This is a genomic window from Mesobacillus zeae (genome assembly GCF_003570705.1).
Lineage (GTDB): Bacteria > Bacillota > Bacilli > Bacillales > Cytobacillaceae > Mesobacillus_C > Mesobacillus_C zeae.
On sequence record NZ_QWVT01000008.1, the window covers coordinates 285,899 to 301,542 of the forward strand.

Here is a 15,644-nt window from a genome sequence, read left to right on the forward strand (position 1 = left end):
ATTGAAGGTATAGATAAGTGGATTCATTCAAGAAAATAGCTTAAATGGAGGCTCCATAGTGGAAGAATTGAAAAAAAAGTTAATAAGTCTTGTCCATGTCAAAGGAGTTGGCTGGAAAACCATTTTACGGATAATGAAAGAAGAAACCGGCCATAACAGCACACCCGGGCATCGCAGCCTCAAACCTGCAGATACTGTAACCTCAAATACCCTCAGCAATATCCCGCTAAACGAACTCCTCTCCCAATACAGGGAAAAACGTATCAGCGTCATCACTATTTTCGATAAACAATATCCCAAGCAGCTTAAAACAATTTATCAGCCTCCCTGGGTCCTTTTTGCCAAAGGAGATACAAGCCTGATGGATAGCCCTTTCCTCTTCGGTGTGGTCGGAAGCAGGAATGCATCTCCATACGGCAAAAAAGCCATCAATCACCTCCTTCCAAGTCTCATTACAGAGGGTGCAGTGATTGTCAGCGGCCTTGCGAGAGGGATTGACACATGTGCTCACACCTCTGCCATCAGCCATGGAGGAAAAACGATAGGTGTAATAGCAGGTGGATTCAGCCATATTTATCCAAAGGAAAATATCAGCCTGGCAGAATTCATGATGGACCGTCATTTACTGCTTTCCGAATATCCACCTGATGCTAAGCCGGAGAAATGGCATTTTCCACAGCGAAACAGGATTATTAGCGGATTATCGAAAGGTGTTATTGTGGTTGAGGCGGGGAAAAAAAGCGGCTCACTGATCACTGCTGATTTTGCCCTTGAGCAAGGGCGAGAGGTTTTTGCCGTCCCGGGAAGTTTTGAGCATCCCGGCTGTGACGGAACTCATTGGCTGATCAAGCAGGGAGCCAAGCTTGTAATAGAAGCTAATGATATTCTTGAAGAGTTAAGGTATTGAGAAAATAATAATGAATAAACCCTGTTCATCCCAAGGCATTTTACCGAACTTTTACAGCCATTTCTGAGAAATTCCTACAAAATGGTTGAAATTATTCTAAAACTGTTATACATTTTGCAACAGGAATAAAAAAAAGGAATATCGGTTTTGTTCTTGGCCGATAACGCACCATTAGCCGGGAAATCCAATCACTTGCCATTTTTTAAGCATAAAAATCCGTATGTGAAAACGTTTACTTTGCCTGAACGATTGACAATGGGGATGTGCTTACTGAATAATAATGATAATTTGAATCCCTCTAAGGAGGATAAACTGGATGTCAGATTTTTTAGTCATCGTCGAATCGCCAGCTAAGGCGAAGACGATTGAACGCTATCTTGGAAAAAAATATAAAGTGAAGGCATCGATGGGGCATGTCCGCGACTTGCCGAAAAGCCAAATGGGTGTCGATGTTGAACACCACTTTGAACCTAAATATATTACTATCCGTGGTAAAGGCCCAGTATTGAAGGAACTAAAGACAGCAGCGAAAAAAGCGAAGAAAGTCTACCTCGCAGCTGACCCGGATCGCGAAGGGGAAGCCATTGCCTGGCATCTCGCACATAGCCTGGGCGTCGATATCAACTCGGATTGCCGTGTTGTTTTCAACGAGATAACAAAGGATGCAATAAAGGAGTCATTTAAGAGTCCCCGTCCAATTAATACAGATTTGGTGGATGCACAGCAGGCGCGCCGGATTCTTGATCGGCTTGTAGGTTACAATATAAGCCCTCTTCTTTGGAAAAAAGTGAAAAAGGGTTTGAGTGCAGGGCGGGTTCAATCTGTTGCTTTGAAGCTGATCATTGACCGGGAAAAAGAAATCCAAGTTTTTGAGCCGGAAGAGTACTGGACTATTGGCGCAGAATTCATGAAGGGTAAAGCTGCTTTTGAAGCCAGCTTCTATGGACTGGATGGAGAAAAGGTTGAGCTGAAGGCGGAGAAGGATGTTGAAATGGTCCTGAACCGCGTGAAAGGCAACGAATTTACTGTTGCGTCTGTGACAAAGAAGGAGCGGAAACGACATGCGGCCCTACCGTTCATAACATCTTCGCTCCAGCAGGAAGCAGCAAGGAAATTAAATTTCCGTGCGAAAAAGACAATGATGCTTGCTCAGCAACTCTATGAGGGAATTGACCTTGGAAAAGAAGGAACCGTTGGTTTAATCACTTATATGAGAACGGACTCTACTAGGATTTCAGATATTGCGCGTACTGAAGCGAAAACTTATATCGAAGCTGAATACGGTAAAGAATACCTGCAGACGGAAGCACGGAAAGAAAAAAAGAAAGGCAATACCCAGGATGCCCATGAAGCCATCCGCCCGACTGGTATCATGCGTGAACCAAACAGCCTCAAGGAATACTTGGGGAGGGACCAGTTCAGACTCTACAAGTTGATTTGGGAACGGTTCATTGCCAGCCAGATGGCACCGGCAGTCATGGACACAATGAGTGTTGATCTGGAGAATTCCGGAGTTCTTTTCAGGGCAACTGGCTCGAAAATAAAATTCCCGGGATTCATGAAAGTGTATGTGGAAAGCAGCGATGACCAGGTTGAAGAGAAAGACAAGATGCTCCCTGATCTCCATGAAGGCGATAAGGCTCTGAAGAAGGACATTGAACCAAAACAGCACTTCACACAGCCGCTGCCCCGCTATACAGAAGCAAGGCTGGTGCGAACTCTGGAAGAACTGGGAATAGGTAGGCCTTCAACCTACGCACCGACGCTTGATACAATCCAGAAACGCGGTTATGTCAGCCTTGATAATAAGCGTTTTGTCCCGACAGAACTTGGTGAAATTGTTCATACACTCATCCTGGAGTTTTTCCCAGATATCCTAGATGTTGCTTTTACGGCAAAGATGGAACAGGACCTTGATGACATTGAAGATGGCAAAGTCGCCTGGGTGAGAGTAATTGAGGGCTTTTACAATGACTTCGAGAAACACCTTGAAAAAGCAGAACAGGAAATGCAGCATGTTGAGATCAAGGATGAACCTGCAGGGGAAGATTGTGAACAGTGCGGTAATCCTATGGTCTTCAAAATGGGGAGATACGGCAAATTTATGGCATGCAGCAATTTTCCGGATTGCAGGAATACGAAAGCAATCGTTAAGGAAATCGGTGTGAAATGTCCGAAATGCTCCGAAGGAAATATTATCGAGCGAAAGAGTAAAAAACGCCGTATTTTTTATGGCTGCGACCGTTTTCCTGAATGTGATTTTCTTTCATGGGATAAGCCGATTGCACGGAGCTGTCCAAAGTGCGACCACTTGCTTGTTGAGAAGAAACTCAAAAAAGGAATCCAGGTTAGCTGCACCGAATGTGACTATAAAGAGGCGCCTCAAAGCTAAGAGTGAGCAAACTGCTCACTCTTTTGCATTGAGCGCCAGGAAAAAGAGCCTTGAAACTTTTTTCTTTTCGTTTCGTATGGTAAAGTGCAATAGGAAAGTTTAATGGGTAAAATAGAAAAGCGAAGTTCACTAGAAGCTAGGCGCAGGCCGACTAAAATCGCCACTTCCTGCGGCAACGTCGGCACTAGGACTTCCTATCCGTCGCAGCTAGACAAAGGAAAGTAAAAGCGCCCTTGGCGCTGATGAAAATATTGGAGGATCGAAAATGAATGATGTAACTGTAACTGTCGTAGGAGCCGGGCTTGCTGGTAGTGAAGCAGCCTGGCAGCTGGCGAAAAGGGGAATTAAAGTTAGATTGTATGAAATGAGGCCTGTGAAACAGACGCCCGCCCATCATACTGATAAATTTGCCGAGCTTGTCTGCAGCAATTCGTTAAGAGCCAATACGCTTACCAATGCCGTCGGTGTATTAAAGGAAGAAATGCGCAGGCTGGATTCAGTTATTATTGATTCTGCTGATGCCTGCTCGGTTCCTGCAGGCGGAGCGCTTGCGGTCGACAGGCATGAGTTTGCGGCAAAAGTGACAGAGATGGTCAAAGGCCATCCGAATGTTACTGTAATAAATGAAGAAATAACTGAAATACCAGAGGTGCCGACAGTTATTGCAACAGGGCCGCTGACAAGCGAAGGGCTCAGCATGCAGCTGAAAGAGCTTACCGGGGAAGATTATCTCTATTTCTATGATGCTGCAGCACCCATTCTGGAAAAAGAGAGCATCGACATGGACAAGGTTTATTTAAAATCCAGGTATGATAAGGGAGAAGCTGCTTATTTGAACTGTCCGATGACAGAAGAAGAATTCAACCGGTTTTATGATGCACTCATTACTGCCGAGACGGTTCCGGTAAAGGAATTTGAAAAAGAGGTCTTTTTTGAAGGCTGCATGCCGATAGAAGTCATGGCAAGCCGCGGAAAGAAGACAATGCTTTTTGGCCCGATGAAGCCGGTAGGCCTTGAAGATCCTAAAACAGGAAAACGTCCGTTTGCTGTCGTACAGTTAAGGCAGGACGATGCTGCGGGCACACTTTACAATATTGTTGGTTTTCAGACACATTTGAAATGGGGACCGCAAAAAGAAGTGATCAGGTTAATCCCGGGCTTAGAAAACGCTGAAATCGTACGTTACGGAGTTATGCACCGAAATACGTTCATTAATTCTCCAAAGGTGCTGAAAGCAACCTATCAATTCAAAAACAGAGAGGATCTCTTTTTTGCTGGCCAGATGACTGGCGTTGAGGGGTATGTTGAATCCGCAGCAAGCGGTTTGATTGCAGGCATTAATGCTGCAAAGGTCGCAATGGGTAAAGAACCGCTGGAGTTTCCTGCTGAGACTGCAATGGGCAGTATGGCACGATATATTACTGAAGCCAATTCGAAAAGTTTTCAGCCGATGAATGCCAACTTTGGTCTTTTTCCCGATTTGCCTGTAAAGATTAAGGGAAAGCAGGAAAGAAATGAAAGCCACGCATCCAGGGCACTGGAAACAATTCAGAACTTTGTGAAAAATTTGTAAATGCTGTTGCGAGGGCTGCTGTAATATGATACTATTTAGTAGCCCTTGTGAGGTGAGCGATAATGACAGCAGATGTGAACATTTCATTAACTTTATTTATTGAATATTTACAAATAGAAAAAAACTATTCACAATATACAATTGAGCATTATCACCGTGATATTAGTGACTTTTTTATGTTCATGTCTGAGCAAGCAATTTCTGGTATTGAAGAGGTTCAATACTCGGATGCAAGGGTCTACCTGACAAGGCTCCATGAAAATCGGCTGTCCAGGAAGACAGTAGCACGAAAGATTTCCTGTCTCCGTAGCTTTTATAAATTCCTTCTACGGGAGAACCTGGCTAACGATAACCCTTTTTCGCTCGTTTCAATCCCTAAGGCGGAAAAAAGGCTGCCGGGTTTCTTTTATGAACAGGAACTTCAGCTGATTTTTGAAGCTTGCGAAACAAATACGCCGCTTGGTATAAGGAATCTGGCTATTCTTGAATTGCTGTATGGCACTGGAATACGGGTGGGCGAATGTGTTAAAATCCGCCTGTCAGACCTTGATTTTCATCTGTCCACTGTTTTAGTACATGGTAAGCGGAACAAAGAAAGATATGTTCCATTTGGCAGCTTTGCGCATGATGCCCTCGAGCAATACATACAAAAAGCTAGAGCAGAGCTGTTGAAAGGCAAAGAGGACCATGGTTGGTTATTTGTTAATTTTCGCGGAGGACCCCTGACTGACAGGGGCATACGTGAAATATTAAACAAGCTCGTTGAAAAATCTGCACTTACCGGGAAAATTCACCCCCATAAGCTTCGGCATACTTTTGCTACACACTTGCTGAGCAACGGGGCAGACATGAGAACTGTCCAGGAACTTCTGGGACACTCTTTTCTATCTTCAACCCAGGTGTATACCCATGTAACAAACGAACATTTACGGAATACCTATCGATCCCATCATCCCAGGGCATAGTTCCGAAGGAGGTTAAATGAATGTCGCAATTTCATGCAACTACGATATTTGCCGTACACCATAACGGCGAGTGCGCAATGGCAGGTGACGGACAGGTTACATTCGGGAACGCAGTTGTGATGAAACACACTGCACGCAAGGTTAGGAAACTGTTTAATGGTAAAGTAATCGCAGGGTTTGCGGGCTCTGTGGCAGATGCGTTTACTTTATTTGAAATGTTCGAAGGGAAGCTTGAGGAATATAACGGCAATCTTCAGCGGGCAGCTGTGGAGCTTGCAAAGCAGTGGAGAAGTGACAAGATGCTCAGGCAGCTTGAAGCCATGCTGATTGTTATGGATAAGGAGAATATGCTTCTTGTTTCGGGAACTGGCGAAGTGATCGAACCGGATGACGGAATTCTCTCCATTGGGTCAGGCGGAAATTACGCCCTATCAGCAGGCCGTGCTTTGAAACAATATTCAGGCAACCAGCTAACAGCTAAAGAAATTGCGGGTGCAGCCTTAAAAATCGCGGCAGACATCTGTGTCTACACTAACACAAACATCATTGTGGAAGAACTTTAACGAAAAGGGGGCTTATGGGCATGAAAGATACAGGCAACTTGACTCCAAGGCAGATTGTTGAACGCCTTGACCAGTATATTATTGGGCAGAGAGATGCGAAAAAAGCAGTAGCGGTAGCATTGAGAAACCGGTATAGGCGAAGCCTGCTTCCGGATCGTTTAAAGGATGAAATCATCCCTAAAAACATTTTGATGATTGGTCCAACTGGCGTTGGGAAGACAGAAATTGCCAGGCGGATTGCCAAGCTTGTAAGAGCACCGTTTGTTAAAGTAGAAGCTACTAAGTTCACAGAGGTTGGTTATGTAGGCCGTGATGTGGAATCAATGGTCCGTGATTTGACAGAAACTTCTGTCCGCCTTGTAAAAGAAGAAAAGATGCAGGACGTCAAGGAAAGGGCCGAGGGTAATGCCAACCGCCGGCTTGTGGAACTTCTGGTGCCGTCATCGAAAAAACATGGGTATAAAAACCCTCTGGATATGCTTTTCGGCGGCAGCAACAGCCAGCAGGAACAGGAACCTGAATCTGCTGAGGAAAGCAATTTAGTCGATAGGCGCAAATCTGTCGAGCAAAAGCTTTCCCAAGGCGAGCTTGAGGAAGAATTGGTTACCATCGAAGTCGAAGAGCAGGCACCTTCCATGTTCGATATGCTCCAAGGATCAGGAATGGAGCAGATGGGCATGAACATGCAGGATGCTCTGGGTGGCCTTATTCCAAAAAAACGAAAAAAACGTAAGCTTAAGGTGAAGGAAGCGCGTAAGGTACTTGCGATGGAAGAAGCGCAGAAACTGATCGACATGGATGAAGTATCCCAGGAAGCAGTTTATCGAACTGAACAGACAGGAATCATTTTTATCGATGAAATTGACAAAATCGCCAGTAAAAATTCCGGAGGGTCTTCAGCAGATGTTTCAAGGGAGGGCGTACAACGTGATATTCTTCCGATTGTGGAAGGATCCACTGTTGTTACGAAGCATGGTGCAGTTAAGACCGACCACATTCTCTTTATTGCCGCAGGCGCATTCCATATCGCTAAACCATCAGATTTGATTCCGGAACTTCAGGGCCGTTTCCCAATCCGGGTTGAATTGACAAAATTGACTGTAGAGGATTTTTACAGAATTCTAGTAGAGCCTGATAATGCTCTCACGAAACAATATGAAGCATTATTAGAAACTGAAGGTATACAAATTGAATTTTCTGACGAAGCTATTCGTAAGATTGCTGAAGTGGCATATGAAGTCAACCAGAATACTGACAATATTGGCGCACGCCGCCTTCATACCATCCTGGAAAAATTGCTTGAAGACCTCAGCTTTGAGGCCCCTGACATTACTCTTGATAAAGTTGCCATCACGCCACAGTATGTGGAAGAGAAGCTTGGTGCCATATCCCGTAACAAAGATTTGAGCAGGTTCATTCTGTAATTTTAGCTGTTTTAACGGCAGGGCATCAGGGTAGAGAGGTAAAGGACCCTTCTGCCGGATATTATATGATTTCATTTCACTCACAAATAACTTCACAACAAGGTATATTTTATTGCTGTTGCAATTAGGAGGAAGAATCAATGGATTTACTTACAAAAACTAGAAAAATTAATGCTATGCTGCAAAAAGCAGCCGGAAAGCCAGTTAACTTTAAGGAAATGGCTGAAACACTTAGTGACGTCATTGAAGCAAACACATTTGTAGTCAGCCGCCGCGGAAAGCTGCTTGGATTTGCGATCAATCAGCAAATCGAAAATGAGCGGATGAAAAAAATGCTTGAGGACCGCCAGTTCCCTGAAGAATATACAAAGAGTCTTTTCAACATTCAGGAAACATCTTCAAACCTTGATGTCGAAAGCGATTATACAGCTTTCCCTGTAGAAAACCGTGATTTGTTTAAAACAGGTTTGACAACTATCGTTCCAATCATCGGTGGAGGAGAAAGGCTTGGAACATTAATACTTGCACGTGTGCAAGAGCAGTTCCATGATGATGATTTAATCCTCGGCGAGTATGGCGCAACTGTTGTCGGCATGGAGATCCTCCGTGAGAAAGCAGAAGAAATTGAAGATGAAGCAAGAAGCAAAGCTGTCGTACAGATGGCCATCAGCTCCCTTTCATATAGCGAACTTGAAGCGATTGAGCACATTTTCGAAGAACTTAATGGCAAGGAAGGACTTCTGGTTGCTTCTAAAATTGCCGATCGTGTAGGCATCACTCGTTCTGTAATTGTCAATGCGCTGCGCAAGCTGGAAAGTGCCGGTGTCATTGAATCTCGTTCCCTTGGAATGAAAGGTACTTATATTAAAGTGTTAAATGATAAGTTCCTTAATGAATTGGAAAAATTAAAATCGAATTAATAATGAAGTTAGCCCGCTCTTTGAGCGGGCTATTTTTTGTTTAAAGATAATAGAGTGTATAATTTTAGATTTTGATAAGCGGCCAGTGTCATCAGGACTTCGCCCACTTACATACTAAGAAGTGCAGGCGTCCCTGCCTTGATGGTAAAATCCACCATTGGATTGCTTGCGCTATTCGTGTTGTCTAGATCGAGCCCCTGTGAAAGGCGCTTCCGCTTTTTATTGTCCAGCTGCAACGCCCAGCGAGCGCCTAGTGACTTCGCTCATTTTCCTAAGCACAGGACGTGCGCGCCCTTCGTTATAAGTTAACATCGAATCGACCCGCTCTCCGTGTTTCCTTTATCTTATTCGGTTGGCTTCAGTCCATACGTCGCTGAACGGGCGCTTCCAATTTTTCTTATTGTCCAGCTACGGCGCCTAGGGTCTCGAGTCATAAGCCAATCCGTCAAGAATATCAAAGAGCGAGCTTCTCGCTGGCTCGTCTTATGCTTGTCGCCTCTGAGCAAGGTGCTTCCACTTTTTCTATTTCAATAGGAGGTATAAATGTAAAATGATTAATAAAAAAATTTCGAATAAGGAATTATGACAAAAATGTTACAAAAAGGAATATATAGGATGCCGAAAAAGGTAGAAATGGGCATATGTGAGAAAAGTTAGTCGATAGTATTAAAGTACCGTTGATATAAAAAGGAAGGATTGAAATGACTAAAAAAGACACCCGAATGCGGGAGTTATATAGGTATATAGTATTGGTGATTGGGAAATTATGCCCGTTAAAGGAAGGTATATCCAATAGGGATGCGGGAAAAAGAGTGGGTGAGTCTTTTGAACTAAAAAATAAAATGAGTATAAGGCACGAGGGAAAATAATAGAAAGAACATAGACAGATTATTGCAGATTCATTACAATTAGAAGGAAATCTCCAAATACCAACAAATTTCTACAAATGAAATATTTTCTTGAAAGAGGTGTATCTTTTGAAACTCTTTTCCAATACTTTTTCCTCACTGGAAAAAGCGATGGATTATTCTACCCTTAAACAGAAAGTGATTTCACAAAATATCGCAAATGTCGATACGCCGCAGTATAAAAAAAAGGACGTAAGTTTTAAGTCGGTGCTTGATGAGGCGATGGGAACAAGACTTGAGGCAAACAAGACGAGTATCCGCCATCTTGATTTTAAAGAAAATGGAGAATCGGGGTATGGTACAGTTATCAGACAAAATGTCAATTATAACCATAATGGAAATGGTGTTGATCTCGACAAGGAAATGTCAGACCTCGCAACAAACCAGATATATTACAACGCATTGACAGAGAGGCTGAGTGGGAAATTCAATTCTTTGCAAACGGTCATTAGGGGTGGAAAATAAGCATGACGATTTTTCATAGCATGAACACAACAGCATCTGCATTAACGGCACAGCGCTTAAGGATGGATGTTATTTCCTCTAATATGGCGAACGTCGATTCGAGAAGAGGAGCGAACGGAGAACCCTACCGCCGCAAATTGACGGTCCTCCAGCCAAAAGAAGGGCAGTTCTTATCCTTTCTAAACAAAGCGATAGGCTCATCAGCTGCTGGTGCTGGTGAAGGAGTCAAAGTATCCCGGATTATTGAAGACGAAAAAACTCCGTTCAAGCTAGTCTACGACCCTGAACATCCGGATGCTGGAACCGATGGCTACGTTCGGTACCCAAATGTCGATCCACTAAGGGAAATGGTTGACCTTGTCAGTGCAACAAGATCGTATGAAGCAAACGTAACCGTTTTCAATGCTTCAAAGGGCATGATGATGAAAGCATTAGAAATCGGTAAATAAAGGAGAAGAGTATGGACAGCATCTCGTTTTCGCCAGTAAGTCCGGCAATAAAGCCGTTCGATTCCAAGTCTATTTCAAATTCCAATACACCATTCGAAGCGCAGAAAAGTTTTTCGTCCGTATTAAAGCAACAAATTGAAAAAATTAATGAAACACAGCTTCAATCAGACCAACTCACAGAAAAACTTGCAAGTGGGGCGGACGTTGACCTTCATCAGGTGATGATTGCGTCTCAGAAAGCAGGCATTACTCTTCAGGCATCTCTTGAAGTACGTAACAAAGTGGTCGAGGCGTACCAGGAAATGATGAGGATGCAGGTGTAATAGAAAAGCTAAAAACTACTGGAATGACGGTTATTAGCTAGAAACATAGAAGATTTAATAACCGGGGGATTGAGATGAAAGAAAAATTTCAAAAATATGCAGATTCATTGAAAATTTTTTGGCAGGGGCGGACAAAGAAAAGTAAAACGGTTTTGATTGCCACTGTTTTATTAGTACTTCTTGGAGCGGGTACCGCCGGTTTTCTGATGAACAGGACGACATTTGTTCCGCTTTACAGCAATTTGTCTCCTACTGAAACTGGGACAATCAAGGAAAGCTTGGACGGACGAGGCATACCTTCAGAGATCACCGACGGAGGAGGGACGATCAAAGTTCCCGAGGGGTCGGTCGATACGCTGAAAGTAGAACTCGCTGCTGAGGGTCTTCCCAAATCAGGAAGCATTGATTATTCTTTCTTCAGCCAAAACGCTGGCCTTGGAATGACAGACAATGAATTTAATGTGTTAAAGGTTGAGGCAATGCAGACGGAATTGGCGGAGCTCATGAAGGGTGTAGAAGGTGTCAAAGACGCAAAAGTCATGATCAACCTTCCTGAAAAAAGCATTTTCGTTAGCGATGCTCCTGAAAAGGCATCTGCTTCCATTGTGCTGAATACAATTCCCGGGAATGAATTGAAGGATGAACAGGTTCAAGCACTGTATCGGCTTGTTGAAAAGAGTGTCCCCAACTTGCCTGAGGAAAATATCGTTATCATGAACCAGTTTTCCGAGTATTTCGATCTTAAAAATAGGGATAATTCTTCTGAAACCAACTTTGCCTCCCAGCATGAAGTTAAACAGCAGGTACAAAGAGATGTTCAGCGCCAGGTCCAAAGTATGCTTGGAACATTGATGGGCCAGGAAAAAGTGGTAGTATCGGTTACTGCAGATATCGACTTTACACAGGAGAACAGGGAAGAGAACCTTGTCGAGCCTGTTGATAAAGAAAATATGGAGGGCATTGCAATTAGTGCTCAGCGGCTGACGGAAACTTTTTCCGGAAAAGGAGAGCAGGCAGGAGGTGTTCCTTCAGGTCAGGACCCTGCAGATTCCCTTGGATCCCAGTACCTTGAGTCAAGTGGTGGCAACGGTGATTATGAGAAGAAAGAAGAAACAATCAACAAAGAAGTCAATCGTATCCGTAAAGAAATCGTCGAAAGCCCTTATAAGGTAAGAGATCTGGGCATCCAGGTCATGGTGGAACCGCCTAAACCTAACGACCCTAATTCCCTTCCACAGGAACGGATTGATGATATAAGCAAAATTCTCGGCACCATCGTCCGTACAACGATCGATAAGCAAGAAGGAACGGAACTGACAGATGAGTTAATTGAGCAGAAGATTGCTGTATCGGTACAGCCGTTCAACGGAAAAATCAAGTTTGATGAGGCGGCAGACAGCGGCCTTCCATGGTGGGTCTATGTAGTGGGCGGCGTCCTTTTGGCAGCTGTCATTATTCTCTTATTCCTGTTCGTGAAGTCACGCCAGAAGGAGATAGAGCCGATTGAGGCGGCAGAAGACGAGGAAGTGCTAATGTATGTACCTGATGTAAACACGGAAAAAGAAAACGAAAGTTCACTGAAAAAGAAGCAGCTTGAAAAAATGGCGAAAGAAAAGCCTGAGGACTTCGCAAAACTCTTGCGGACCTGGCTAAGCGAGGATTAGGAGGGCGGAAATGGCAAAGAGAGAGCAACATCAACTGACAGGAAAACAAAAGGCAGCCATCCTCCTTATTTCGATGGGGCCTGACGTTTCCGCATCTGTGTATAAACATTTAAGTGAAGAAGAAATTGAAAAACTAACATTAGAAATTTCGGGTGTAAGGAAAGTGGATTCTGCTGCCAAAGAGGAAATAGTCGAAGAGTTCCACAATATTGCCCTTGCGCAGGATTATATTTCGCAGGGCGGAATTGGATACGCCAAAACAATACTTGAAAAGGCACTTGGGTCAGACCAGGCTTCTGTCATTATTAATAGGCTGACCTCCTCGCTTCAGGTGAGGCCTTTTGATTTTGCAAGGAAAGCAGATCCGGGACAAATTTTAAATTTTATCCAAAACGAACACCCGCAAACAATCGCACTCATTCTTTCGTACCTGGATTCAGTGCAGGCCGGGCAAATTCTGTCTGAATTGCCTCAGGATATGCAGACGGATATTGCTAAAAGAATTGCAATGATGGATAGCACATCCCCTGAAATTATAAACGAGGTTGAGCAGGTTCTAGAGCGAAAGCTCTCTTCAACGGTTACCCAGGACTATACCCAGACAGGCGGGATAGAGTCAGTGGTAGAAGTGCTGAACGGTGTTGACAGATCTACTGAAAGGACAATCCTTGATGCACTGGAAATACAGGATCCTGAACTCGCTGAAGAAATCAAGAAAAGAATGTTTGTCTTCGAGGATATTGTCACGCTTGACAGCAGGGCGATACAGCGTGTCATTCGTGATTGTGAAAATGAAGATCTTATGCTATCGCTTAAGGTTTCCAGTGATGAAGTTAAAGAAATTGTATTTAAAAATATGTCACAGCGCATGGCTGAAACATTCAGGGATGAAATGGAATATATGGGCCCTGTACGTCTCCGTGATGTTGAAGAAGCACAATCACGTATTGTCTCGACAATACGCCGTCTCGAGGAAGCGGGAGAAATCGTGGTAGCCCGTGGCGGAGGAGATGACATCATTGTCTAGGCTGATAAAATCTCCTCAGAAAGAGCAATCGGGCAAAGTGATTGGGATCCGTGTCCTTGAACAGGGTGATCAGGGCGAAAGTACACCATTCTTCCAGCATACCGAAGTAGAAAAGAGCGAAATCCTCGACAATGCAAAAGCGGAGGCCGAGGAGATCATTCGAAATGCAGTTCTGCAGGCTGAAGAAATCAGGAAACTGGCAAATGATGAAAAAGAAGATTGGGAAACGGAAAAAGTAAGGCTGGCTGATGAAGCAAAGGAAAATGGATTTGTCAGAGGCCTTATGGACGGACGAAACCGAGGTTATGAGGAATACACCGAACTGTTGAACTTTGCAAAAGGAATTATTGATTCAGCTAAAGCGGATTACCGTCAACAAATTGAGTCTGCTGAGACTGTCATTCTCGAACTGGGAATGAAGGTTGCAGAGAAAATTATCGGAAAAGCCATCAATGAAGAAAAAGACAGCTATATGCACTATGTAAAACGTGCGCTGAAAAGTGCGAGAGATTATAAAGAAGTACAGCTTCATATTCCTCCGGTGCATTATGAGTTTCTCTTGACACAAAAGGAAGAACTCGAAGCAGTATTTCCACGTGAAACCGATTTTTATATTTATCCGAATGATGATTTGCCAGAAGGAAGCTGTGTGATTGAATCCGCAAATGGACGAATAGACGCCAGTGTGGACAGCCAGCTTGCTGAAATTAAGCAAAAACTGTCCGACCTGTTGGAAGGTGAAGCTTAAAGTGAAAGCATCTGATTTAATAGAACATATTTCCGAGCTGGATTCTTTCAAAAGATATGGGCGAGTAAAAAAAGTAGTCGGTTTGATGATTGAGTCCCAGGGACCGGAAAGCTCAATAGGCGACGTATGCTACATCCATGTAGGAACGAAGCACAAGCGGAAAATCCAGGCTGAAGTAGTCGGATTTAAAGATGAAAACGTAGTATTAATGCCATATACAGCTACGCATAATATTGCTCCGGGAAGTCTGGTGGAAACGACTTTAAAACCTCTGGAAATCAAGGCTGGGCAGGAACTGATCGGAAAGGTGGTCAACTCGCTTGGCATGCCGCTTGATGGATCCGCCCTTCCAAAAGGACTGGCCTCTGTACCGACGGACCAGGCGCCTCCCAATCCGCTTAGTAGGCCGCCGATTTCAGAGCCAATCGAAGTGGGCGTCACAATGATTGATAGCCTGTTAACAGTCGGGACTGGCCAGCGTGTCGGCATATTTGCTGGCAGTGGGGTTGGAAAAAGCACGCTGATGGGTATGATTGCTCGAAACACGACAGCTGATCTGAATGTCATCGGGCTGATTGGAGAGCGTGGCAGAGAAGTCCGGGAGTTCATAGAGAGGGATTTAGGTTCCGAGGGCCTAAAAAGGTCGATTGTCGTCGTGGCAACATCAGACCAGCCGGCTCTTATGAGAATAAAGGGAGCCTCAACAGCCACAGCTATTGCCGAATATTTTCGGGACAAAGGCCTGAATGTCATGCTGATGATGGACTCTGTCACAAGGGTAGCCATGGCCCAGCGCGAAGTCGGTTTGGCCATTGGAGAGCCGCCGACAACAAAAGGCTATACACCTTCAGTTTTTGCTGTCCTGTCAAGGCTGCTCGAACGGACTGGAACAAATAAATTCGGTTCCATTACCGCTTTTTATACTGTTCTTGTGGATGGAGACGATATGAACGAACCTATTGCTGACACGGTCCGGGGAATTTTGGATGGACACTTCGTCCTGGATAGGGACCTTGCCAATAAAGGCCAGTACCCTGCTGTAAATGTCCTTAAGAGCATCAGCAGGATCATGAACAATATTGTGGATGAACCACACAGAAAAGCAGCCGAACGTTTGAGAGATTTGTTGGGTACGTATTTAAAATCAGAAGATCTGATCAATATTGGAGCTTATAAAAAAGGGACATCCAGCGAAATAGATGAAGCCATTGGGCTTTATCCGGATATTATCCGCTTCCTCAAGCAGGAAACAGATGAGAAGGTATCCATGCAGGAAAGTATTTTCAAATTGATTGAACTAACAGGCAAAGGGTGAC

14 protein-coding genes are annotated in these 15,644 nt (G+C 44.1%); all 14 read left to right on the plus strand.

Annotated elements, in window-relative coordinates:
- The first annotated feature begins 58 nt into the window (after positions 1-58).
- The 14 genes from dprA (at position 59) to fliI (ending at position 15,643) form a co-directional block, all read left to right on the plus strand.
- Entirely contained in the window at positions 59-907 is an 849-nt protein-coding gene (gene dprA / locus D1970_RS03875; RefSeq protein WP_181213279.1) for a DNA-processing protein DprA, read from the plus strand.
- Positions 908-1,223: 316 nt separating this feature from the next.
- Positions 1,224-3,299 carry a type I DNA topoisomerase gene (gene topA / locus D1970_RS03880; protein ID WP_119111552.1) on the plus strand — a complete coding sequence of 692 codons (2,076 nt, stop codon included), beginning with the start codon at positions 1,224-1,226 and terminating at the stop codon, positions 3,297-3,299.
- Between the two features lie 265 nt (positions 3,300-3,564).
- Entirely contained in the window at positions 3,565-4,872 is a 1,308-nt protein-coding gene (gene trmFO, locus D1970_RS03885; RefSeq protein WP_119111553.1) for an FADH(2)-oxidizing methylenetetrahydrofolate--tRNA-(uracil(54)-C(5))-methyltransferase TrmFO, read from the plus strand.
- A gap of 62 nt (positions 4,873-4,934) precedes the next feature.
- A complete protein-coding gene (gene xerC / locus D1970_RS03890) occupies positions 4,935-5,837 on the plus strand; it encodes a tyrosine recombinase XerC (protein WP_119111554.1) in 903 nt (300 codons plus the stop codon).
- A gap of 20 nt (positions 5,838-5,857) precedes the next feature.
- Positions 5,858-6,400: an ATP-dependent protease subunit HslV gene (gene hslV / locus D1970_RS03895; RefSeq protein WP_119111555.1), complete on the plus strand. Its 543-nt coding sequence runs from the start codon at positions 5,858-5,860 to the stop codon at positions 6,398-6,400.
- Between the two features lie 20 nt (positions 6,401-6,420).
- On the plus strand, positions 6,421-7,824 hold the full coding sequence (hslU, locus tag D1970_RS03900; RefSeq protein ID WP_119111556.1) for an ATP-dependent protease ATPase subunit HslU: 1,404 nt from the start codon (positions 6,421-6,423) through the stop codon (positions 7,822-7,824).
- Between the two features lie 140 nt (positions 7,825-7,964).
- Positions 7,965-8,744, plus strand: coding sequence for a GTP-sensing pleiotropic transcriptional regulator CodY (codY, locus tag D1970_RS03905; protein ID WP_119111557.1), 780 nt, complete (start codon positions 7,965-7,967; stop codon positions 8,742-8,744).
- A 977-nt stretch (positions 8,745-9,721) separates the two neighbouring features.
- On the plus strand, positions 9,722-10,117 hold the full coding sequence (gene flgB / locus D1970_RS03910) for a flagellar basal body rod protein FlgB (protein ID WP_119111558.1): 396 nt from the start codon (positions 9,722-9,724) through the stop codon (positions 10,115-10,117).
- 2 nt (positions 10,118-10,119) lie between these two features.
- Positions 10,120-10,566, plus strand: a complete 447-nt coding sequence (gene flgC / locus D1970_RS03915; protein ID WP_119111559.1) for a flagellar basal body rod protein FlgC — start codon at positions 10,120-10,122, stop codon at positions 10,564-10,566.
- Between the two features lie 11 nt (positions 10,567-10,577).
- Positions 10,578-10,889: a flagellar hook-basal body complex protein FliE gene (fliE, locus tag D1970_RS03920; protein ID WP_119111560.1), complete on the plus strand. Its 312-nt coding sequence runs from the start codon at positions 10,578-10,580 to the stop codon at positions 10,887-10,889.
- Between the two features lie 74 nt (positions 10,890-10,963).
- Positions 10,964-12,553, plus strand: coding sequence for a flagellar basal-body MS-ring/collar protein FliF (gene fliF, locus D1970_RS03925; protein ID WP_119111561.1), 1,590 nt, complete (start codon positions 10,964-10,966; stop codon positions 12,551-12,553).
- A gap of 10 nt (positions 12,554-12,563) precedes the next feature.
- Positions 12,564-13,580, plus strand: a complete 1,017-nt coding sequence (gene fliG / locus D1970_RS03930) for a flagellar motor switch protein FliG (protein ID WP_119111562.1) — start codon at positions 12,564-12,566, stop codon at positions 13,578-13,580.
- Positions 13,573-14,328: a flagellar assembly protein FliH gene (fliH, locus tag D1970_RS03935; protein WP_181213278.1), complete on the plus strand. Its 756-nt coding sequence runs from the start codon at positions 13,573-13,575 to the stop codon at positions 14,326-14,328. The genes fliG and fliH overlap by 8 nt, the downstream gene beginning before the upstream one ends.
- A 1-nt stretch (position 14,329) precedes the next feature.
- Positions 14,330-15,643, plus strand: coding sequence for a flagellar protein export ATPase FliI (gene fliI / locus D1970_RS03940; RefSeq protein WP_119111564.1), 1,314 nt, complete (start codon positions 14,330-14,332; stop codon positions 15,641-15,643).
- The last annotated feature ends 1 nt before the right edge of the window (position 15,644 follow it).